Annotated in this window: 20 protein-coding genes and 2 pseudogenes; 12 read left to right on the forward strand and 10 right to left on the reverse strand. The window is 67.2% G+C overall.

Annotated features, from left to right (window positions below):
* Positions 1–102: 102 nt before the first annotated feature.
* A complete protein-coding gene (locus GA0070624_RS26920; protein WP_218105330.1) occupies positions 103–1,332 on the reverse strand; it encodes an IS110 family RNA-guided transposase in 1,230 nt (409 codons plus the stop codon).
* A 368-nt stretch (positions 1,333–1,700) separates the two neighbouring features.
* Here GA0070624_RS26920 and GA0070624_RS26925 point away from each other — a divergent pair, with 368 nt between their 5' ends.
* The gene (locus GA0070624_RS26925) at positions 1,701–2,459 is read left to right on the forward strand and encodes a hypothetical protein (RefSeq protein ID WP_091345688.1); all 759 of its coding nucleotides are present in this window, start codon (positions 1,701–1,703) and stop codon (positions 2,457–2,459) included.
* Positions 2,460–2,555: 96 nt separating this feature from the next.
* On the opposite strand, the gene GA0070624_RS26930 is transcribed toward GA0070624_RS26925, so the two are convergent.
* The 3 genes from GA0070624_RS26930 to GA0070624_RS26940 all read right to left on the reverse strand — a co-directional run bounded on the left by GA0070624_RS26930 (position 2,556) and on the right by GA0070624_RS26940 (position 4,556).
* Positions 2,556–2,981 carry a hypothetical protein gene (locus GA0070624_RS26930; RefSeq protein ID WP_141715184.1) on the reverse strand — a complete coding sequence of 142 codons (426 nt, stop codon included), beginning with the start codon at positions 2,979–2,981 and terminating at the stop codon, positions 2,556–2,558.
* Positions 2,982–3,144: 163 nt separating this feature from the next.
* Positions 3,145–3,597 carry a bacteriocin immunity protein gene (locus tag GA0070624_RS26935; protein WP_091345690.1) on the reverse strand — a complete coding sequence of 151 codons (453 nt, stop codon included), beginning with the start codon at positions 3,595–3,597 and terminating at the stop codon, positions 3,145–3,147.
* Positions 3,598–3,917: 320 nt separating this feature from the next.
* On the reverse strand, positions 3,918–4,556 hold the full coding sequence (locus GA0070624_RS26940) for a TetR/AcrR family transcriptional regulator (protein ID WP_218105331.1): 639 nt from the start codon (positions 4,554–4,556) through the stop codon (positions 3,918–3,920).
* 52 nt (positions 4,557–4,608) lie between these two features.
* Here GA0070624_RS26940 and GA0070624_RS26945 point away from each other — a divergent pair, with 52 nt between their 5' ends.
* The 4 genes from GA0070624_RS26945 (at position 4,609) to GA0070624_RS26960 (ending at position 7,505) form a co-directional block, all read left to right on the forward strand.
* Positions 4,609–5,742: an FAD-dependent monooxygenase gene (locus GA0070624_RS26945; RefSeq protein WP_091345691.1), complete on the forward strand. Its 1,134-nt coding sequence runs from the start codon at positions 4,609–4,611 to the stop codon at positions 5,740–5,742.
* A 601-nt stretch (positions 5,743–6,343) separates the two neighbouring features.
* Positions 6,344–6,691, forward strand: coding sequence for an ArsR/SmtB family transcription factor (locus GA0070624_RS26950; RefSeq protein WP_091345692.1), 348 nt, complete (start codon positions 6,344–6,346; stop codon positions 6,689–6,691).
* Positions 6,688–7,152: an SRPBCC family protein gene (locus tag GA0070624_RS26955; protein ID WP_091345693.1), complete on the forward strand. Its 465-nt coding sequence runs from the start codon at positions 6,688–6,690 to the stop codon at positions 7,150–7,152. Before GA0070624_RS26950 ends, GA0070624_RS26955 begins: the two co-directional genes overlap by 4 nt.
* Complete coding sequence (locus GA0070624_RS26960) at positions 7,149–7,505, forward strand: nuclear transport factor 2 family protein (RefSeq protein WP_091345694.1); 357 nt, start codon at positions 7,149–7,151, stop codon at positions 7,503–7,505. The genes GA0070624_RS26955 and GA0070624_RS26960 overlap by 4 nt, the downstream gene beginning before the upstream one ends.
* 213 nt (positions 7,506–7,718) lie before the next feature.
* On the opposite strand, the gene GA0070624_RS26965 is transcribed toward GA0070624_RS26960, so the two are convergent.
* Together GA0070624_RS26965 and GA0070624_RS26970 are read right to left on the reverse strand one after the other, a co-directional pair.
* Positions 7,719–8,105 (reverse strand): hypothetical protein, encoded by a 387-nt coding sequence (locus GA0070624_RS26965; protein WP_091345695.1) that lies wholly within the window; start codon positions 8,103–8,105, stop codon positions 7,719–7,721.
* A gap of 364 nt (positions 8,106–8,469) precedes the next feature.
* On the reverse strand, positions 8,470–9,804 hold the full coding sequence (locus tag GA0070624_RS26970) for a hypothetical protein (RefSeq protein WP_176731896.1): 1,335 nt from the start codon (positions 9,802–9,804) through the stop codon (positions 8,470–8,472).
* 404 nt (positions 9,805–10,208) lie between these two features.
* Between GA0070624_RS26970 and GA0070624_RS26980 the strand changes: the two genes are divergently transcribed.
* The 6 genes and pseudogenes from GA0070624_RS26980 to GA0070624_RS36125 all read left to right on the forward strand — a co-directional run bounded on the left by GA0070624_RS26980 (position 10,209) and on the right by GA0070624_RS36125 (position 16,040).
* Positions 10,209–12,272, forward strand: coding sequence for an amylo-alpha-1,6-glucosidase (locus GA0070624_RS26980; protein WP_141715186.1), 2,064 nt, complete (start codon positions 10,209–10,211; stop codon positions 12,270–12,272).
* A gap of 135 nt (positions 12,273–12,407) precedes the next feature.
* Positions 12,408–13,127 carry an IS6 family transposase gene (locus tag GA0070624_RS26985; RefSeq protein WP_091345699.1) on the forward strand — a complete coding sequence of 240 codons (720 nt, stop codon included), beginning with the start codon at positions 12,408–12,410 and terminating at the stop codon, positions 13,125–13,127.
* Between the two features lie 240 nt (positions 13,128–13,367).
* A pseudogene (locus GA0070624_RS26990) lies at positions 13,368–13,786 on the forward strand (DUF4259 domain-containing protein).
* Positions 13,787–14,355: 569 nt separating this feature from the next.
* Positions 14,356–14,487 carry a hypothetical protein gene (locus GA0070624_RS36525; RefSeq protein WP_281181017.1) on the forward strand — a complete coding sequence of 44 codons (132 nt, stop codon included), beginning with the start codon at positions 14,356–14,358 and terminating at the stop codon, positions 14,485–14,487.
* 139 nt (positions 14,488–14,626) lie between these two features.
* Positions 14,627–15,499 (forward strand): recombinase family protein, encoded by an 873-nt coding sequence (locus GA0070624_RS36120; protein ID WP_245719020.1) that lies wholly within the window; start codon positions 14,627–14,629, stop codon positions 15,497–15,499.
* A complete protein-coding gene (locus GA0070624_RS36125; RefSeq protein WP_245719021.1) occupies positions 15,402–16,040 on the forward strand; it encodes a recombinase family protein in 639 nt (212 codons plus the stop codon). Before GA0070624_RS36120 ends, GA0070624_RS36125 begins: the two co-directional genes overlap by 98 nt.
* A gap of 412 nt (positions 16,041–16,452) precedes the next feature.
* Here the strand turns inward: GA0070624_RS36125 and GA0070624_RS27000 are convergent, their stop codons facing one another.
* Positions 16,453–17,178: a helix-turn-helix transcriptional regulator gene (locus GA0070624_RS27000; protein ID WP_091345700.1), complete on the reverse strand. Its 726-nt coding sequence runs from the start codon at positions 17,176–17,178 to the stop codon at positions 16,453–16,455.
* Positions 17,179–17,269: 91 nt separating this feature from the next.
* On the opposite strand from GA0070624_RS27000, the gene GA0070624_RS27005 reads away from it, so the two are divergent.
* Positions 17,270–17,716 carry a hypothetical protein gene (locus GA0070624_RS27005; RefSeq protein WP_091345701.1) on the forward strand — a complete coding sequence of 149 codons (447 nt, stop codon included), beginning with the start codon at positions 17,270–17,272 and terminating at the stop codon, positions 17,714–17,716.
* Between the two features lie 323 nt (positions 17,717–18,039).
* On the opposite strand, the gene GA0070624_RS27010 is transcribed toward GA0070624_RS27005, so the two are convergent.
* The 3 genes and pseudogenes from GA0070624_RS27010 to GA0070624_RS27020 all read right to left on the reverse strand — a co-directional run.
* Positions 18,040–18,387, reverse strand: a complete 348-nt coding sequence (locus GA0070624_RS27010) for an FHA domain-containing protein (protein WP_091345702.1) — start codon at positions 18,385–18,387, stop codon at positions 18,040–18,042.
* Positions 18,388–18,438: 51 nt separating this feature from the next.
* Positions 18,439–19,506, reverse strand: a complete 1,068-nt coding sequence (locus GA0070624_RS27015; RefSeq protein ID WP_245719022.1) for an integrase core domain-containing protein — start codon at positions 19,504–19,506, stop codon at positions 18,439–18,441.
* 62 nt (positions 19,507–19,568) lie between these two features.
* Positions 19,569–20,001 (reverse strand): annotated as a pseudogene (locus tag GA0070624_RS27020) (IS6 family transposase); the annotation flags it as partial.
* Positions 20,002–20,136: the final 135 nt, after the last annotated feature.

The raw sequence follows: 20,136 nt of genomic DNA on the forward strand, positions 1-20,136 counted from the left end.
CTCCAGCGGCGGCCTCCCGGTAGGTCCGATGACCGTGCGTCCGCTCCAATCAATGGCCGTCACGGTGCGTAGCGACCGCTGTGCGGCATGAGTAGCCCTGTGTCAAGCGGGAGGGGCGAGGACGGCCTGCAGAGCTCGGTGGCGGGTGGGGTCGTAGGGGACGCCGTCTTGCCAGCAGCGCCAGATCACGTGCAGCCAAGCGCGGGCGAGGATTCGAGTGGCGTGGGGGTGGTCGTGGCCTCGAGCCCGGGCCCGCCGGTAGAGGTCGGCGGCCCAGGGGTTGGCGTGGTGGGAGTCGCCGGCGAAGTCGATGACTGCTCCACGGAGTTGTTTGTCGACGGCCCAGCGAAAGCCGACGACTTTCACCTTCCCGGACTGCCTGGTCGAGGGCGCGGCGCCGGCCAGGCAGGTGAGTGCCTCGGGCGTCGGGAAGCGGCCGCGGGCGTCACCGATCTCAGCCAGAAGCCGGGCCGCTCGCACGATCCCTGCCCGGGGCAGGGACGTGAACACCGCCGCGTCGGGATGCTGCAGCAGCTGGAGCTCAATCTGCTCTTCCAGCGCGTTGATCTGCTCCCGCAGGGCGGTAAGCCCAGCCACCAACGCAGCGGTGACGTGCGCCCGGGCGGTGGCTTCAGGACCGGTGGTCCCGCGGGTAGCCGCGAGCAGATGGGCGTGCAGCAGCCCGGCTCGTGCCGGGTTGGGGTAGGAGACGCTGCGCAGCCAGTTCTGCAGTCTGCGTGGCGACAACCAGTCGACCTTGTCCTGAGTCGTGAACCGGGTGAGGAAACTCAGGGTGATCGCGGAGTCGATGTCGCGGAACAGCCCGATCACGGCGGGCAGAACGTGTTCGAGGTGGGCGCGGAGCTGATTGGCCATCGCGACACGGGCGGCGATGAGGTCCTTGCGGGCGCGGACGGTCATCCGCAACGTGAGTGTCGCGGGAGAGTCGACGGTGAGGGGACGCAGGCGATGGTGGTCGGTGCGGACGGTATCGGCCAGGACGTAGGCATCGAAGCGGTCGTCCTTGTTGCCGGCTGCGCCGTAGCGGCGGCGCGGGTGCTTGATCTGGTTCGGGGCGATCACGAAGACCGTGAGCCCCGCATCGAGGAGGGCCTCGACGATGGGCCCGTCGGGGCGTTCGATACCGACCTCGAGCACAGCGGCTTGCTGCAGGCATCGCAGCAGCTTCCGCAGCCCCGCAGCGGTGTGTTCGACGAGCATCCGTTGAACCTCGACACCGTCGGGGCCAACGATCGCGAGGGCGTGCTCCGTGCTGGCCCAGTCGATGCCCGCAGTGGGTCGACGCATCGAGGAGTCGTGTCCGACACTCATAGTGTCCTCCTTGCTGTTGCAGCAGCAGGTGGGCACCCAGTGGTCTCAGGACACGGAAGCCGGTCGCTCACTGATCGGCGCTCGACGGCGCTCAGCCCTGTCGCCAGTCATACGTGCCCTGGGACCACCGGGCCCCGCGGAACTCATGCCGGACCTCTGACGGTCAAGCGTGCGAGGCGGTGGCCCGGTGGAGACCAGGTGCGCCGACGACCCGAGATCGCCGGCACCAGACACGGTGCCCGACGAGACCGCCGACAGGAAGAGTCTGCGCAGTGAGCGTGCGATCTTGCGACGGATCTTGATCAACGGTCGCCGGAGTGATCGGGTGCGAGCGCCGACAACCTACGATCCCTGCGGGGAGGTGGGTGATGGCGTGGTTCGAGGCCAGATGCCCGGTCGTCGCTGACGAGCAGACCTGGATCGACGACAACCTACGGTGGTTCGTAGGCCAGTTCGGCAGCTCGTGGCTGCACTCGCCGGTCGTCTTGCCCACAGACGACTTCTTCCCGGGCGAATACTCCGGCTCTGAGCAGGACATTCGCGATGCGGTCACCAGGGTCTGCGGGTACATGGGGGTGGTCCCCGGGCGTGTACACGTTGACTTCAGTGCCGAGGCCCTCCCGGGTGAGGTGACGGACTGGATTCCGGTATCGGCCAGCTGGTCGGGCGCGGCAGGGCACTATCGCACCGTCGGCGGCAAGGCCCTGATCTCGCTGGAAGAATCCCTCGGGCAGACACCATTGGCGTTGATCGCCACGGTCGCACACGAGCTGGCGCATGAGAGGTTGCTCGGTGAGGACCGGGTCCGGCCCGATCGGGTGGACCAGGAGCCCTTGACCGACTTGCTCACCGTCTTCCTCGGCTTCGGAGTCGTTTCCGCCAACGCTGCGCTGGAGTTCTCTAACCGGGCGGAGGGTCGACACAGCCGCTGGTCGGCCAGCCGGTTGGGCTACCTGACCGAACCGATGTTCGGCTACGCACTTGCCCGCTACGCATGGATGCGCGGCGAACAAGACCCGGACTGGGCGGACTTCGTCGACACCAACCCTCGTGCCTCACTTAAGAAGGGCCTGCGCTTCCTGAAAAGGTCGGGCGACAACATCGCATCCCCGGTCGTCGGCGCCTAACCACGCACCGTATGACCGCACCCCGCCATAGGCGGACGTGCACACTCGGCGACTGCCCGCAGGCTCCGTTCCGGTTCGCCGCAGATCCGGATACTGCTACAGCACGGTTGTCCGACCGTCCCCCATATCGCCTACGACGAGCATGAGCTGCAGCGGTAGCTCTTTGTCGTAGTGGCCGACCTCGACGATGATGCCGCGGTCGCCAACCTGCCCGACGTCGACCTCGGAGAACCAGCCGGCCAAGTAGTCGAAGAGCAAGCTGCCTGGCTCATCATGCGGCGGATTGCCAGAGACGTACGGCATGAGATCTTTCGGCTGCGGCGCCCCATACCGGGTTGTGATGGCCTGCGCGAGGCGGTCACGGTCCGTCTCGAACTCGGCACAACGAGGTTCGTAGATCTCATCGCGAGTCTGGCAGTCCTCGAAGTCCTCGCTCACCCGCAGGTCGACTTGGTGCGCGTCGGCGTAGGCCGGGAACGGCCTCACGAGAAGGTCGTTGAGCACCGAAAGCCATTGATCCACGGCAGCGACCTTACGCCTTCAGGCTCCCTGGTTGGGCCTTGCAAGTTGAAGCCCTCGACCTTGGCAGCTAGCCCGTTTCCGCTGGCGGAGCCGCTACGGATGGTGGTCGGCGCCGGCCAGCCCAGGCACCCGCCCGCCGGCATGAGCGCGCGCTGCGGCGTTGTCACAACGCGATGGGTCGGTAGCTCAAGACTGCGTCGACGATGTCCTCCGGTGACGCATTGGCCAGCTCCGGTGGCGGATAGAAGATCAGGTCGGTGACTCGTGGGTGTAGGACGTTGGTGTGCAGCAAGAGAACGTAGTAGTCGGTGTCGTCGTCGGCGCGCTGTATCCGGCGGACAATCTCGATCAGTTCATCGCGGGTGACGTTTTCGACCTTCGGCAAAGCGGGTCGGGCGGCCTCGATCGCGAAGTCCTCGACGTCACGCGACTTCCAGTATGTGAGGAAGTCGTGGGCGGTGTAGGCGTGGTCGGTGCCGGCGTTGAACGCGGCGATTGCCGCGTCGGCCGACTCGCCGCGCTCCAGCAGCCCTTCGATGGTCTCTATGGCGGTACACAGCTCTGCGATGCTCTGCGCCGGGACCACCGGCGGGCAGAGCTCGGGACGCAACTCCATCCGGACATTGTCTATGGACCGACTGGCATCATCTCCTGGGCGCACCGCGCGCTCATCGCAGAGTCGGATGTCCGGGAGCCTGGTCGAACGCGCGCGTCGCGGCAGATGAGGATGCTGCCGGATCACCCTGGGCGATGAACGCCAGCACGCCCGGAGCGGGAGATCCGGATGTTTCGTGGCAGTCGCGACCTCGGCTGCTCCCTGCACGAATACCCCCCGCGACAGCGGAACGAGCGCCCTATATGAGAGTGCGCAGGTAACGGCCAGGCATCTCGGCGTGAGCGCAGAAGGTGCTGTCCGTTGGGGGATTCGTGTGCGGATCAGACTAGGCCGGACAGCAGCGCGGCAACCTCATCGGCGAGCGCGACGTCGGGAGTACCCGGCAGGGAGAACGCCGATTCGACCGTGGCCGAAAGCAACCGCGCCCGCTCGTCGCGCGTACCCGTTGAACCGACCGTACGCTCGGCGTAGATGAAGCCCTCGAACACGGACTGGAAGGCGTAGGTCAGCTCCGGCGTCGCCAGATCTGTACGCACCAGGCGTCGCGCGGCCAGAACGTCTACATAGGACGCCATCACTCTGTTGTGCCGGCCGCCGTCGTAGCCGGCCTCGGAGCCGACGAGCTTGCCCCACATCTGCACATCGCCGACCACCATGCCGTACAGCAGCGGGCGGCGCAGGATCGCCAGGAAGAACTCCGCGGCGAAACGGTGCAGCAGCGCGACGGCGGGGTCGGCGCCCAGGGCGGTCACCATGTCGGCGATCGCGCCGCGTACCTCGCGGGCGAACACGGCAGCGAACAGCTCCTCGCGCGTCTTCCAATGCAGGTAGACAGTGCCTTTGCCGATGCCGGCGGCGCCGGCGACGTCGTCGATGGTGACGCGGCGGTAGCCGTGCCGGAGCAGCATGTCGGCAGCGACTTCGAGGATCTTCGTCTCACGATCGGTGCGGGCAGTCACACCGACATCCTAACAGTTGACCAGATTTCAAAGTTGGTCATACAGTCAACCCATGACTGCGAAGACGGTACTCATCTCCGGCGCCGGCGTGGCCGGCCCGACCCTCGCGTACTGGCTCGCCCGCAACGGATTCGCGCCGACGATCGTCGAGCGCGCCGCCGGCCAGCGCTCCAGCGGCAACCCCGTCGACGTACGCGGACCGGCATTCCCGATCGCCGAGAAGATGGGCCTGCTCCCCCGGCTGCGTACGGCCGCGACGGCGACGACCGGCCTCGCCTTCATCGACGCACAGGGACGGCGCAAGAGCCGCGTCGACCTGTCGGTCAACCGGGCCACCGAGGTCGAGGTGCCCCGGGCCGACCTGGCCGCGATCATCACCGACGCCGTGACCGGTAGCGCCGAGTTCATCTACAGCGACTCCATCTCAGCCCTCACCCAGGACGGTAGCGGCGTCGACGTCACCTTCGAGCGGAATGCACCGCGCCGGTTCGACCTGGTCATCGGCACCGACGGACAGCATTCGATGGTCCGGAGGCTCGCCTGGGGACCGGAGACGGACTTCGTCAGGCACCGCGGGCTCTACGTGGCCACCCTGCCCGTCGAGCGCGAGCTCAATCCGACGACCGACGTGCTGCTCTACGGCATGCCCGGCCGCCTCGCCTCCGTCCATCCGGTGCGCGGCCACGGCGGTATCGCGGCGTTCATCTGGCGCAGCAAACCCGTGCCCGGCTACGACTACCGCGACACCGCCCAGCACAAGCGCACCGTCGAGCAGGCGTACGCGGGCGGCAGCTGGATCGTGCCCGAGCTGATCGAGCGTGTACGCGATGCCGGAGACCTCTACTTCGATGCCGTCAGCCAGGTACGCCTCGACACCTGGTCCCAGGGGCGCATAGGACTGCTCGGCGACGCCGCGTCCTCGGTGTCACTGTTCGGCGACGGGTCGAGCCTGGCGATCGCGGGGTCGTACACGCTCGCGTGCAGGCTGGCCGAGCACCGCAATGACCTCGGGCAGGGCCTGAAGGCCTACGAGCACGAGCACCGCAAGCTCATTGCGCCCAAGCAGAACGGGTTCGCCACGGCCGCCACGCTCATGGTGCCGGCCACCCGGTTCGGGGTGGCCTTGCGCGACAACGGCGCCCGCCTGGTCACGGGCTGGCAGCGGCTGAAGGCCGGCGCAAGGTAAGATCAATTCACGGAGCACCCGCTGTTCGAAGACCGTTCGATCAACGAACAGCGCCAACAAGAGCTCCCGTCGCAAAGCGACGCGGGCCGTGAAGTTGCCCGGTCACCGTTCCCTCGACGGGCAACTTGATCAACATCCGGACATCGGCAGTTTCGGATGTGCGCCACCACCGGAACCTCCAACGCGCGACCAGCGGCAGTATCGGATGGCCGCCCGGAGGGCGGCAGGTCAACGCTATCGCTCCTGACTGCCGATCTCGGCATGGCGGCGTTTAACCTCTCCGCGGCATGATCGGTCATTGCTCAATCAGTCTCGTTGCGGTCGGGCATGGCTGGCAGCGGCTTTTGCGCATTGAGGCGGATGGTGGTGGGCGGGCCGTCAGCGCCCAGTTCGCGCAGCATGCCGGGCGTGCTACTGGTCGCTGCGGCGTGCTGCTGCACTTCGATCAAGCGAGCTTCGGGCTGGGCGCAGGCCCACCGGCTCCGCTTCCCCCGCTGCGCCGCCTCGTCGCAGTGCACTGGTGCTGCCCGGCAGGGCTGGCACAAGCCTATCTTCAAAAACGACGACTTGCGCAAATGAGCATTTGCGCTAGCATGAAGCCATGCCTCCCTCGCTCGTGGCACCCGGCCCAGACCTCGACTCGGCCTTCGCTGCTCTCGGCGACCCCGTCCGTCGCGCCTTGGTGACTCGTCTCGCGCGGGGTGACGCCACGGTGGGAGAGCTCGCTAAACCGTTCGACCTGACCCCACAGGCGATCTCCCACCACGTCGGTGTGCTGCGGCGGTGCGGCCTGGTCGAGCAGCGGCGCGAGGGCACCAGGCGCCCCTGCCGGCTGAGGGTCGATCAGCTGTCGCTGCTCGGCACGTGGATCGACGACCAGCGCCGCGCCTGGGACGACCGGCTCGACGCCCTTGAGCAGCACCTCACTGACGACGGAGCGGCCCGTTGACCAGCTCCGAGCTCCGCGGCGACGAACTGATCGCTAAGCGCCACCTCCCGGCCGAACCCGAACGCGTCTGGGCCGCCTTCATCTCGCCGGCAAGCATCGCGGCGTTCTGGGGCGGTTCGCACGCCACCGTGCCCCCTGAGTCCGTGACCGTCGACCTGCGTCCCGGCGGAGAGTTCGCGCTCGACACCCGCGCGCCGGACGGCGCGACCCGCCGGCTCCGGTTCGTCTACGTAAGCGTCGCCGCACCGCACAAACTCGTGTTCGACGAGCCCACCACCGGCCTCCGCACAACCGTCAACGTCCGCCCCGCCGGCGGCGGCACGGATCTCACGGTCCACCAGCGTCGGCTTCCCCCTGAGCTCCGGACCGCCCAAGCAGCCGACGGGCTCGCCTCGATCCTCGACGCCCTCGCCGCACACCTCCAGCATTGCGATGCCACACCAGGACGGAGAGCACCATGACGCCGAAGACCCAGCGCGACCTCGTCGCGGAGTACTTCGAAGGATTCCGGACGAGCGACCACCAGCGAATCCTCGCGACCCTCACCGACGACGTCGAGTGGGTCATCCACGGCCACCGGACCACCCGCGGCAAGGCGGAGTTCGACGGCGAGATCGAGAATCCGGCGTTCACCGGCAGCCCCGAACTCGAGGTCCAGCGTATCCACGAGGACGGCCCGGTCGTCGTCACCACCGGCGAGGGCCGCGGCGTCAGCGTCGACCACGGGCGGTTCCGGTTCGCCTTCAACGACCTGTTCACGTTCCGCGACGGGCTTATCGCCCGCGTCGATTCCTACGTCGTCCCGCTGCCCTGAGGCGGCGGGCGACTCAGCCGGAGAGCACTCAGGACACTGAGGGATTCCTGCTCGTCAGGGCCCGTCTCGCAAGCACCACCGTGGTGCAGGCCACTCACATCTCGAAAACACCACTTACCGCTCCTGCTATCGATGTCCTTTCACGCACTCTCATCGGCAGATCCGGATGCCGTCGGCGGTCCCGCTCAGTGGCGGTAGCGGAGGTCTGCTCGTTCAGAACGGAATCTCCGTAGCGATGCACGGGTCGTCTGCTATCACCTCCACCGCCAGCTCGACTTTGGCGGTCGATCTGTCGGCGAACACCAGTCGGACTTGGTAACCCCTCCCGTGGCCGTCTGTCACCGATGACCAATCCCATGTGTTGACGATGGTGAAGGACTCCACGAGGGGGAGGTGCCAATTCGGTTGGTTCATGCCGGGCAGTTGGACGGCGCTCGTGTCGTCTCCGCCGCAGAGCATCGCGTCGGCGCCCGCGCGATCGCGTCCTTGTACGAGGGTCAGGTATCGGTCGACCTCTTTGTCCGCTTCGCGCGATTCGTTGCGGTTCGAGTACCGAGCGAACCCAAGTGGCAGCCCGCAGAAGAGGAGCAGGGCAGTCACAACCGCCAGCGTCCAACTGAACCGGCAAGCCCTGCTCTTCGGCACGGACTGCGACGGCGGACCGGACACGGTGGACGATCATATCGAGGCGGCCGTGCGAAGGATCACGACGGCGCCGGATTGGCTGGATCACTACCTATCAGCGTAGTGGGCGGACAACGCACTGTCATCGGCAGATCCGGATACCGGAGCGCGTTGCTGCCGACCGCCGACCATCACCCAGCGGACGAGCGGCGGGGGACGTCCAGAAGGGACGGGACAGTAAGGAACCCGATCCGCGTTCCCGCAGGTGGTGCTCTCTTGATCTTGGGCGCCAGAAGGGGCGGCGGCACCTCCACCGATCTTGGCCTCTTTGTTTCTGGCGTTAAGTCGCGCAGGGCGACTCCCCCTCCCTCAGGGTCTGGCGGATGGCCCACCAGTGGTGACGGTTCCTAGGGAGTGTGGCAAGGGCAAGGGCGTCCCACGCGGCAATGTCCGCTGGGGCAGTCTCGTCGTGATGCAGGGCAAGGGGACCGCCGGGGGCCCACATCTCGCGATAGCGAACGACGGGCACGATTTGCAGCCCGCTGTTTACGGCTCCCCATTTCGCTTGGGCTTCGTCGGCCGTGATGAAGGTCGGTGCCGCGCCGGCGGCAAGAAGTTCATTGACGGCATATTGATAGGTGTCGGGAACGTCGGCAGCTGCGGCGAGGTCGATGAGCACGGTAGCGAGATATGAGGTAGCGGGTTTGGCGACCTCGATATGCTCCAGTTCCGGGCCGAGCAGCATGGTGACCTCGTCGGCCGGGGTTGCTCTCGTGCTGGCCAGGCCGATGCCGTTGTCATAGGCATCGGCGACCCAGGTCACCACGCTATGCAGATAGGCCTCCACCGCGGCGCGGTCGATGGCGGCGGCTGCAAGCACGGCAGGGATGATGGATACCGCCCACCGGTCGGAGATGGGATGTGCGGCTCCGGGCTGGTGCTTGAGCAGCGCGGCGACGGAAGCGCGGGCGCGGTGGGTGATGTCGGGGTCGACGTGGGGGGCGAGTGCGGGCAAGCCCCAGGTCTCGGCGAGCGTCATACAAGTCACCGGGTACGTGACATGCACGAACCCTGAGTCGATGAGCTTCACCAGGTCTGGCGGGTTGTCTACGGCCGGTTGGTATCGGTCGAGCAGCCCAGCGGCGTAGGTGGCGTACAGCCGACGCGCAACGGCGGCAAGCTCGCGGCACTGCGGCACCGAGGGCTGACACAGCGCGGCCCGCAGCAGCGCAAGCGCGGTGATGGCGGCCAGGTCGCTGCGTCGGTTTGTGCGTAGGCGGTGGGCCACAACGGCGGCTTCGACCGCCACACGTTGCAGTGGGCTCTCGGTCCAGCGCCGGCTGTACTGCTCGATGCTTGTATGATCGGATTTGCCCTGGCCTATTGAGCCCAGCAAGGCCAGAAGGTCACCCGGACTGCCGCCGGCCAGACCGCACCCTGGGTGGGCAGTCATCATTGAGCGCAGCGTTTCGCGGTCCCATACCTCGAAGCCCGGTCCAGACGACTGCCCCAGCTGGGTCGCGTACTCCTGGGCCTCAACCGCGGCGCCACCGACGAGCCTGCAGGTCAGGACCCGAACGGCGGCGCGAGGCAGGTCCCGGTCGAAGTCGGGGTGCGCCAGACCGTTGAAGCGCGCCTCGAAAAGCTGATGCCGGACGTCGCGCCACCCCGACATCGTGATGTCGCCGGCCTTGCTCTGCAGCGCGTACTGGCGCAGCTGGCCATCGTCGCAGCGTTGGGCGATGAAGTCCTTGCCGAACTCGAAGGCGCCGTGCAGCTGGTGAACGTTGGTAAAGCCGTGGGCCTGAAGCAGGGCGAGCAGCGGCGCCGGTCTGCCGCACGGCCACCACGAAACACAGGTCGAAGAGCAGTTCCAACGGTGTCACCGTGCGGTAGGGCTCGTCCGGACGGCGGGCGACCATCGGGCGATACCACATCCGGGCCGGCCGCTGTCCGTGGTTGCGCTTGTCGACCACAGCAGATCCTCCGCACAGTCGCCAGAAAAAGGGGTAATCCCCGGCGCGTGGGATTCGACGCGTGAGCGGACCCAGGATTCGTGCACAGAGCGGAGGGCCAGGGGTGCGGCTCGATGAGATAAACATCCTGCAGGGCGATGCCTTCGTGGTCAGCGACCGGCGGGGTGAGATAAACCCGGCCCCAGCGGTGCCTGACGGCATGTTCTACCGCGACATTCGGCACGTGTCCCGCTGGCAGCTACGTCTGAACGGCAAGCAACTGGAGGCGCTGAGCGCGGATAACCTGGAGTACGACGAAGTTGTCTTCTTCCTGATGGAGCCGACCGGGACGATCTACCAGAACCCGTCGCTTTCGGTGACCCGCCGGCGGGGGGTTGCCGCCGGCATGTACGAGAGCATCACCGTCCACAACTTCACCACCGACTCGGTCGCCTTCGAGCTCAGCGTGTTGTTTGACGCCGACTTCGCCGACATCTTCGAAGTCAAGGACCAGATGTCGAAAACCGGCCACCTGTACCGCGCCCGCCGCGAGGGTGGGATCACCTTGGGCTACCGGCGGGGTGATTTCTGCCGGGAGACCCACATCGCCGCGCCTGGTGCCTTCATCACCGAAGAATCACTCACCTACCGCTGTGAACTGGCGCCGGGGCAGGATTGGTGTATCGACATCGAGGTCCGGGTCGGCGTCGAGGCGGACGTGGCGGTCAGGCGCCGTCCGCACTGCCCGGACATGCCTTACACCATCAGCGACTGGCTGGATTCGGCACCCGTCCTTGACACGGACTGGGACGATCTCCTGCACATCTACCACCGCAGTCTGCTCGACCTGGCCGCGCTGCGGTTCTACCCGTTCCCGCGCGACCAGGCGTCGCTGCCCGCCGCAGGACTGCCCTGGTTCATGGCGCTGTTCGGCCGGGACAGCCTGCTGGTGAGCTATCAGGCCCTGCCGTTCCACCCCGAACTTGCATGGACCACGCTGCGGGCACTCGCCGAGCGGCAGGCGACTCATCGGGACGACCACCGCGATGCTGAGCCGGGAAAGATCCTGCACGAACTGCGCTGCGGGGAACTCGCCCACTTCGGCGACCGCCCGCAGTCCCCGTACTTCGGTGCTGCCGACACCACGCCGCTGTTTCTGATCGTTCTCGACGAGTACGAACGGTGGACCGGTGACGTGCAAACGGTTCGGGAGCTTGAGCCTGCGGCACGTGCGGCGCTGGAGTGGCTGGACAAGTACGGCGATCTCGACCACGACGGCTACATCGAGTACCAGACCCGCAATCCACGCAGCGGGTTGGTCAACCAGTGCTGGAAGGACTCCTGGAACTCGATCGTCCACGCCGACGGCACTCTCGCCAAGCTCCCCCGGGCCACCTGTGAAATCCAGGGGTACGCCTACGATGCGCGTCGACGAACCGCGCGGCTGGCCCGGGAACATTGGCACGATTCCCAGCTTGCCGAGCGTCTGGAGCGTGACGCCGAGGACCTCTATCGCCGATTCAACACCGACTTCTGGCTACCGGACGCCGGCTACTATGCGCTCGCGCTGGATGGAGACAAGAAGCCGGTCACGACTCTCACATCCAACATCGGACATCTGCTATGGAGCGGGATCGTCCCGCCTGAACGCGTCGATGCGCTCGCCGCACTGCTCTGTGGGCCTCGGATGTTCACCGGGTGGGGGGTGCGGACGCTCGCCGCAGAGCAGCCGGCCTACAACCCGCTGGAATACCACAACGGCACGGTCTGGCCGCACGACACGGCGATCGCGGCGGCCGGGCTGGCCCGATACGGTCGCCGCGAGGAGGCCAATCGGCTCGCGATGGCACTGTTGGAGGCCGGTCGTTACCTGCATCACCGACTGCCCGAGGCGCTCGCGGGCTACCCGCGGGAGAACAGCCTGGTGCCCGCGCTGTACCCGACCGCCTGCTCACCGCAGGCCTGGGCCGCCGGCGCACCGATGATGCTGATCCGCATGATGCTGGGCCTCGAGCCGGATGCTGGCACTCTGTCCGTGCGTCCGCAGCTACCCGAAGGCCTCGCCCGGCTGGCGCTGCACGGGGTGCGCTTCCACGGAGCCCGGGCCGAGGCCCTTGGCGGCACTGCGGCGCATGACCTGGATCGGCTGCGGCCGACACCCGGCCCGCGCGAGTTGATGACGCCGTAGCCGGAGTGGCGCGCGGTGCCGGCGGGCGGATCACGGGCCAAGGACGCGTCGCATCGGCCGCGGCTCCGCCCCGCCGGGCCCACTCGCGGGGGCTGTTGCGTTGCCTGTGTCCGGGGACCGAGGCAGGCTTGACCGGTGAGGCTATCGAGCCGTCGTCGCCCGTGCTCGCCGCCGAAGTCGGCGTTCACCGGATTCCGTTTCCCGTCCGAGGTGATCGTCGTCGCGGTCTCGTGGTACCTGCGGTACAACCTCTCCTACCGGGACGTGGAAGAACTGCTCATCGAACGCGGTGTCGAGGTCGATCACGTCACCGTGTTTCGGTGGGTACAACGGTTCACCCCGCTGTTGGCCGATGCCGCCCGGTTCGCCCGCCACTCACCGGGTGACCGGTGGTTCGTCGACGAGACCTACGTCAAGGTCAACGGTGTGTGGCGTTACGCCTACCGGACGGTCGACCAGCACGGGCCGGTGATTGACGTGCTGGTCTCGGCTCGCCAGGATGCCGTCGCGGCCCGGCAATTCTTTCTGCGGGCGCTGCGGGTGCTCAAGGTGAGGCCTACCGAGGTCGTTACCGACGCCGCCCCGGTCTACCCCGCCGTGCTTGACGAACTCGTCCCCTCGGCCTGGCATCATGTCGTGCGGCACGCCAACAATCCCATTGAGGCCGATCACAGTCAGCTCAAACATCGGCTACGACCCATGCGCGGGCTCGGAACCGACCAGACCGCACAGCTGATCATCGCCGGACATGCGTTCATCCAGAATCTGCGCCGCGGACACTACGAACCCGGATTCGACGCATCCCCCGAGCTTCGCGTCGCCACGGCGTTCAGCGAACTCGCCCGGGTGCTCTGACCGCAGACCCGGACCCCGGCCTGACGCGTCTCCCGATCAGGCAACAACGGCACCCGACCCGGGCCACCGGGAAGCCGCCCGCCCGGAACTCGCGCAGGTACGCGTCGAGCTCAGCCGCTGCCGTCTCCGGCCGCCGCTGCCCCGACCTGCCGATCGCCATCCGGCCACCATAGCCGCCTTCCTGTTCAGCCTGTCGGTGGCCGGTGCGAGAACGCCGCGCAACCGATCTTGGGAGGCCTCGTGGGGACCGGGGACAGCGGACCGTTCGACAACGACACCGCCGCTGACTGGTGTGGTGACCTCGACGACGCCCACGTTGCCCAGCGCCCGGCGCTGTCCGCGAGGCGCTGAGCCGAGCCGCCAGCGAGGACGGCTACCTCGACGCCGACACCGCCTGCCAGGCGATCGCTGCAGCCGCGATCGTGGCCGCGCAGCAGCCCGGCGGGCAGCCGATCACCTCCCCGTACGCGCCGGACTTCCTACGCGACGACGGCCGGCTCGATCTGCCCGACGGCCTGGCGGTACTCGCGGCGAGGGCCCTCGATCAGATCATGGCCGCGGACTCCGAATGGCGCGACCTGTGGCAGGACGCCGCCGCCGGGGACGTCAACCCGGCCCTCGACGCCGTCCGCGGCCTGCGCAGAGTCCTGACGGCGTAGTGGGAGCTGGTGCAACGTCCGGCGGCACGCCCTTATCGCTGCGTACCTGCGTCCGAAACGGCCGAGGACCTGGTGACGGGCGTGGGTGTGCCGTGGCGCCGCAGCCCCGACGAGCTCACGCGAATCCTGCGCCGTGCTAGCGGACACGGATTTTTCCTTTTTGGCGGACATTGCCCTCCGCGCCGACGGACACGTTCAGTCCTCACAGGCGGACACCTCGTCGCTCGCAGTAGCGGGCCGGCGGAGGGTGACAGCCGACGATGAACCTCTCATCCGGCCCGCTGTCGGCCTCGCTGTGGAAGCGGCCCGTCCTGCCGCGCCGCTTCCGCTCCTCGCCGCGTTTGACGCGGCTGCGGTGCGGGTCGGCTTGCCACCGAATCCTGTGGTTCGCGCGGGGATCCCATGTTGCTGGGAAGCCCGGCAGGCGTTTTGGTCGGAAGTGCCATCGGCTGGTCTTGGGTCAATTTTCGTCACTTGCTGTGATCGAGACATTTGGTTACACGGTCGTGTCCGTGCGCGGGGATTTTCAAGTGACCGCCAGCACGCCGGCACGGCCAGGAGCGGCGGCCGTGACCGACGTCGCCGCGGCGTGGCGCGGGTTCCGTGGATTCCTCCAGTTCGAAGTCGAGGGCCTGGGTACCGAGCCGGACACGGACATCAACGGCCTTTTCACGGGCAGGTCGACAACACCACTCCCCTGAACGCAACCACGCAACAACCCGAACCCGCCGGTTGAAGCGCTGAGAGAGACCACTTCTGGGTGCCCTCTCTGGCCAAGTGTGGCCGTGAGTGAGCAGCAGTCTCGCCTCCGCGAGCGACTGCCTATCGACGGAGCGAGACGTGACGACAACTTCCGCGAGTAGCAGTAATCCGGACCTGCTGACCGGGTGGATCGATCGCGAACAGAAGCGTGCGACAGCGAGTCGCCGTGACGCGGCTCCCTTCGGCCGCGGGCTGCGGTTCGCGTTCTACGGACGAATGTCAACGAAGGACTTCCAGGACCCGGCATCGTCGTACCACTGGCAACGTGAGGTGGCCCTCGGCCTGACCGCAGGGCGGGGCACGATCGTGGCCGAGTTCTTCGATATCGGATACTCCCGCCGCAAGGCGTGGGATGAGCGCCCGCAAGCCGCGGCGCTACTGGATGCGCTCGCTGATCCCGACCGTGCGTTCGACGCGATCGTGGTCGGTGAGTACGAACGCGCGTTCCACGGCAACCAACTGCCACACCTCGCCCCGACTCTTGAGCGCCACGGCGTACAGCTGTGGCTACCCGAGACCGACGGCCCGCTCGATTACCACAGCCCCACCCACCGGGGGTTGGTCATGATGTTGGGGGCTCAGTCCAAACGCGAGGTCCAGCGCGCCCGGTTCCGGGTCATAGCCGCGATGCAGGCTCAAGCCCGCGAACAGGGACGCTACCTCGGTGGCCGGCCGCCCTACGGCTACCAGCTCGCCGACGCCGGACCTCACCCGAACGCCGCCCACGCCCGTTGGGGCCGCCGGTTAAACCGGCTCGAACCCGATCCGGCCACCGCCCCACACGTACGGTGGATGTTCGCCCAAACGCCTTGCCGGACGCAGCGTTGCCAGCATCGCCCGAGCACTGAACGAGATGGGGATTCCCTGCCCGTCCGGCGTCGACCCGGACCGCAACCGGCACCGCAGCGGAGACGGGTGGACCCTGCGCACGGTCGCCGCGATCTTGAGTAACCCCCGCTACACCGGCCGACAGGTGTGGAACCGGCAACGCACCGACCACAACCCCGTCGACCACCAGCGCAGCGAGGTGCACCGGTGGAACCCTGCCGGACAGTGGGTGATCTCCAAGGAGATGGCGCACCCCGCGCTGGTCCGCGAGGAGGACTTCGTCACCGCCCAGGCCATCCGATGTAACCCGACCCCCGAGGACGGCCACGCCCGGACCTTCCTACTGTCCGGTCTGCTGCGCTGCGGTCACTGCGGGCGGCGGATGGAATCGCACTGGGTGCACGGCCGCGCCGGCTACCGCTGCCGGCACGGGCACACCAGCGCGAAACTCCCACGAGGCCCCAAGAACCTCTATCTACGGGAAGACGACCTACTTACCAGCCTCACGGCCGACATGAACCGCAGCAGCAGGCAGGGCCAAGCGAGGCGACGGGCTCACGCCCTTGCGCCGACCGAGGTGGTAGCGATTCTGCGCGCGAACCAAATGACGATCGTCTCCCATGGCAACGCCTGGGACTTGGCCCTCACACCTGGTCGCCCATAGCCCACTGACGGGCTAAGCGCAATCCCCATCAGAGATTCCGTGGGGGATTAACGTGTCCGAGGGCTAGACGGACCGAAGCCCCACGCCCGATCATCGTGGCTACGACTCTTCCGCTCGCGCAAATCTAGAGCTGCTCGGTGACCTCTTCGTCCGCCGAAGATGTCACCGAGCCGGATGCCCCTGGTCAATCCGTTGCTGTTGACATCGCTGTACAGGAAGTAGGACAGGCGCCGATGGACGACATGGCGCGAAAAAGATCCGCATCGATTGGATCACTCCGGCGCCAGGTCGCCGAGCCGGCCAACGCGGCCGACGACGGTGTCGGCCGTGGATGTGGCCGGGTTCAGCACCGGGAGTACCGCCCGCGGTTCCCGGCAGGTTAGGAACCGGGCCTCGGCTCCCGCTTGTCGGCTCAGCCGTGGATCTTGACGCAGCAGAAGCCAGGTCGCGGCGCGAGCTCCACACTCAGTCCCGTGAGGTCAAGTCCGTCGATGACGCCGCCGATGAGGGCGAGGTTCATGCCGCAAACCAGTTCGATGTGCTTGGCCGCCAACTTGTCGAATGGGCAGTTCGCGAGGCGGATCTCCCGATCGGAGATACGCGGTTCATAGCCATGACGAGCCAGCACTCGCGCCGCACGTACCAGATTGTTATGGCGATCACCATCCGTGGCCACGGCCGAAGCGACGCCTGGAGCGGCCTTGCCCTCGTCCGCAGCCGCCGCGGCGATGCGCCGGCCCTCCTCCTCCGCGGCGTCTCGCACCGCGTCCGCGATCGGCACAGCGTCGCTCGACGACCGGTCGATGGCCGTCGCCAGCACATCGCCGGCCAGGTCATAGCGACGTTCGGGCAAGGACACCGAAAGCTGCCGCGATGAGCGCCGATACAGCTTCGATGGGCGACCCGCGCCCGGGCCGGTCCGCCCCGACAGTCGGCGGAACTCCACGTCGAGCAGGCCCTCCTCCACCAGCCGGTCGAGGTGGAATTTCACCGAGTGCAACGGTAGTTCAACGGCGTCCGCCGCCTGCTCGCGGCTGACCGCGTCGGGCTGCGCCGCCACGTACAGGTAGAGCGCGCGACGGGCAGGTTCCAACAACGCACCGACCCCGGCGATCTGCTCGGCGAGCTCGTCCGACACGACCAGTCCTTTCTAAAGGAGAAATCTATTGACGTAATCCCGGCCCGACTCTAAAGTCAAGGCTACCCTCTTTTAGAACCGGGAGGTCGTCATGACCCACACGCGTTCCTCCGCACCATCATCTGCGACGCCGGTCGCCGCGAACGACCGCGCCCATCAGGCATTCCTCCTCCTACGCACGGTCTTCACAGTCGCTCCGATCCTCTTCGGCCTGGACAAGTTCTTCGGGTTGCTCACCGACTGGGAGCAGTACCTCGCTCCCTGGATCAACGACATCGTGCCCGGTGACGCGCACCAGGCGATGCTCGCGGTGGGAGTCGTAGAGATCCTTGCCGGCATCCTCGTCGCGATCAGACCCGCGATCGGTGGCTACGTGGTCGCCGCATGGTTGCTTGGCATCATCGTCAACCTCGTCACGATGGGTGAATACTTCGACGTCGCGCTACGCGACTTCGGTTTGCTCGTCGGTGCGCTGGCGCTGGCGAGGCTGGCCTCGTCCACCACCATCCGCTTGGAAACCAGCGAGGGCGCGCGGTGACACACGCCTTCGAAGCCATGAAGCAGCGGGCCGTGGCGGCGGCCGACGCGCTGCTCGCCCGCCGGGTCCCCGGCAAGGCGGTCCTCGACCTGTGACGAGACAGTCGCGAAGCTACTCGCCGAAGCCGGTAACCCTCTGAACGGGTTCCTTCGACTCTCGATGCTGAATCGGCTCGACACCACCTCCTTCCGGGGTTCGGCGACGCCGCCGAATGCCACGGACCTCCGGCGACGCGCAGCACGGCGCCGGAGGTGTAGGTGGCGTCGGGGCCGAGCAGCCAGGCGGTGGCGCCATCGACTCGACGATGCCTCGCAACCTTGTCCTCACCCGGCGTGGATGGTCAGGGCCGTCCAGGCCCTCAGGTAGATCTTGTCGCCGTCTTTGATCGGTACTTGGACGTTCGGGTCGATCGGGTTCGACGACGGGTCGTTGAGGTACGTGCCGTTGGCCGACTCCAGGTCGACCACCGCCCAGCCGTCGGGCTGGGCGATCAGGAGCGCGTGCAGATGGGACACGCAAGGATCTTCGGGCGGGCCGACCAGATCGATGTCCGGATTGACGCCGCGCGACCGGCTGCGCCGCCCGATCACCATCTGCTGGCCGGTCAACACGAAGCGTCGCTCGGGCGCGAATTGCGGGAACGCCACCGCGCCCGCGTCCTCGCCGCCCATCCTGTACCGTGCCAGAACTCGCTGCGCCGGCCTGACCTGCGGCTTCGTTGATCAGGTCAGGCCGCTCGGTGGTACTCGTTGAGCACGCCGCCGAAGGATCCGTCGTCGCCGTATTGGAGTGTCGATCGGGATGACGATGCCGGGCTCGTGGCTCGGTGGGTGTTGGGCGAGACTCTGATGTGGACGATGGCCGTTGAAGTGGGCCACATAGTCGTCGAGGACCGCACGGGCCTGCCGCTCGTTGTAGATCAACATCCGGTCGGTGCACTCGGACCGGACGCTGCGGATGAACCGTTCCGCGTAGCAGTTCGCTCGGGGTATCCGCGGCGGAGTCCTGACCACGTCGACACCCTCGCCGACGAACACCGAGTCGAAGGACGCGGCGAACTCGGTGTCCCGGTCGCGGATCAAAAACTGGAACGAGCCGATCCGGTCGCCGAGGCCCATCACCAGGTTGCGGGCCTGCTGCGTAGTCCAGGCTGCGGTCAGGTGTTCGGTGACGCCGAGGATGTGCACCCGGCGGGTGGCGACCTCCATGACGACGAGGACGTACAGCCGGCGCAGGGTGATGGTGTCGAGGTGGAAGAAGTCGACCGCGAGCAGCCCAGCCGTCTGGGCGCGGAGGACGGTCCGCCAGGAGGTGTCGACTCCACGGGGCGCCGGGCCGATCCTGGTGGCGGCGAGGATCCGGCGGATCGTGCCGGCCCCGACCTGGTGACCGAGCCCCACCAGCTCACCCTGAAGGCGCCGATGCCCCCATGAAGGGTTCTCCCGGGCAAGTCGTACGACAAGATCCCGAACCTCAGCGGTGATAGGCGGACGACCCGGCCTGTTCGGATACGTCCAATGCCGGGCAACCAAGCGACGATGCCACGCCGGCAGCGTGGCCGGGGTGACGATCCGATGCTCCCGCAGCCGGCAGGGCAGCAGCCTGGCCAGCGCGGCCAGCACCGCCCGATCCGGCCACGACGGCCGTGAGCGACCGACCTGTCGTCGCGACACGGCGACCTCGTGCCGCAACACCAACAGCTCCGCCGTCTTGGCGGCATCGCTCCGCGCGAGGAGCACGAGCCAGCCGAACACCCGAATCATGACGAGGTAGAGCAGTCGGACAGCCACGAACCCAATCAGTTTTCAGCTCGGTCAAACTCCAGCTCACAACCTGTGCGTCGAGTTCTGGCACGGTACAAGACCGCGCCGGCGTCGGTGACCACCTCGGTGGGCTTGACCTTCGGCGTGGACAGCACCCGGCGGAAGAACCTCCGCGCCGCGTCGGCGTCCCGACGCGCCGAGACCAGCACATCGATGAACCTGCCCGTACTCGTCGACCGCCCGGTACACGTACCGCCAGACGTCGTTGACCTTGACGTAGGTCTCGTCGACGTGCCACCTATCGCCTGGTGAATGGCGGCAGAACCGGGCAGAGTCGGCCAACAGCGGCGTGAACCGCTGCACCCACCGGTACACGGTGACGTGATCGACCTCCACGCCGCGCTCGACCAGGAGTTCCTCAACGTCCCGATAGGACAGATTGAACCGCAGATACCAGCGCACCGCGACGACGATCACCTCGGTTGGGAACCGGAAGCCAACGAACGCCGACTTCGGTGGCAGCCACGAGCGAGGACGAACCAACGACCTCACCGATCAAGTCTGCCTCGATCACGCAAACGCTCAACGCAACAGCGCCCTCCGACTGTCCATCGTTCCGCGCCCGTAGACCGGGCCGCGAAACGTCAAAGCCGCCAG

It is taken from the genome of Micromonospora rhizosphaerae (genome assembly GCF_900091465.1).
GTDB classification, from domain to species: Bacteria; Actinomycetota; Actinomycetes; order Mycobacteriales; family Micromonosporaceae; genus Micromonospora; species Micromonospora rhizosphaerae.

Bases quoted from the DNA above. Each gene is read 5' to 3' on its own strand.
- GA0070624_RS26920 (WP_218105330.1), bottom strand. From the start codon at position 1,332: ATGAGTGTCGGACACGACTCCTCGATGCGTCGACCCACTGCGGGCATC.
- GA0070624_RS26925 (WP_091345688.1), top strand. From the start codon at position 1,701: ATGGCGTGGTTCGAGGCCAGATGCCCGGTCGTCGCTGACGAGCAGACC.
- GA0070624_RS26935 (WP_091345690.1), bottom strand. From the start codon at position 3,597: ATGGAGTTGCGTCCCGAGCTCTGCCCGCCGGTGGTCCCGGCGCAGAGC.
- GA0070624_RS26945 (WP_091345691.1), top strand. From the start codon at position 4,609: ATGACTGCGAAGACGGTACTCATCTCCGGCGCCGGCGTGGCCGGCCCG.
- GA0070624_RS26950 (WP_091345692.1), top strand. From the start codon at position 6,344: ATGCCTCCCTCGCTCGTGGCACCCGGCCCAGACCTCGACTCGGCCTTC.
- GA0070624_RS26960 (WP_091345694.1), top strand. From the start codon at position 7,149: ATGACGCCGAAGACCCAGCGCGACCTCGTCGCGGAGTACTTCGAAGGA.
- GA0070624_RS26970 (WP_176731896.1), bottom strand. From the start codon at position 9,804: ATGTCGGGGTGGCGCGACGTCCGGCATCAGCTTTTCGAGGCGCGCTTC.
- GA0070624_RS36125 (WP_245719021.1), top strand. From the start codon at position 15,402: ATGGGGATTCCCTGCCCGTCCGGCGTCGACCCGGACCGCAACCGGCAC.
- GA0070624_RS27005 (WP_091345701.1), top strand. From the start codon at position 17,270: ATGACCCACACGCGTTCCTCCGCACCATCATCTGCGACGCCGGTCGCC.
- GA0070624_RS27010 (WP_091345702.1), bottom strand. From the start codon at position 18,387: ATGGGCGGCGAGGACGCGGGCGCGGTGGCGTTCCCGCAATTCGCGCCC.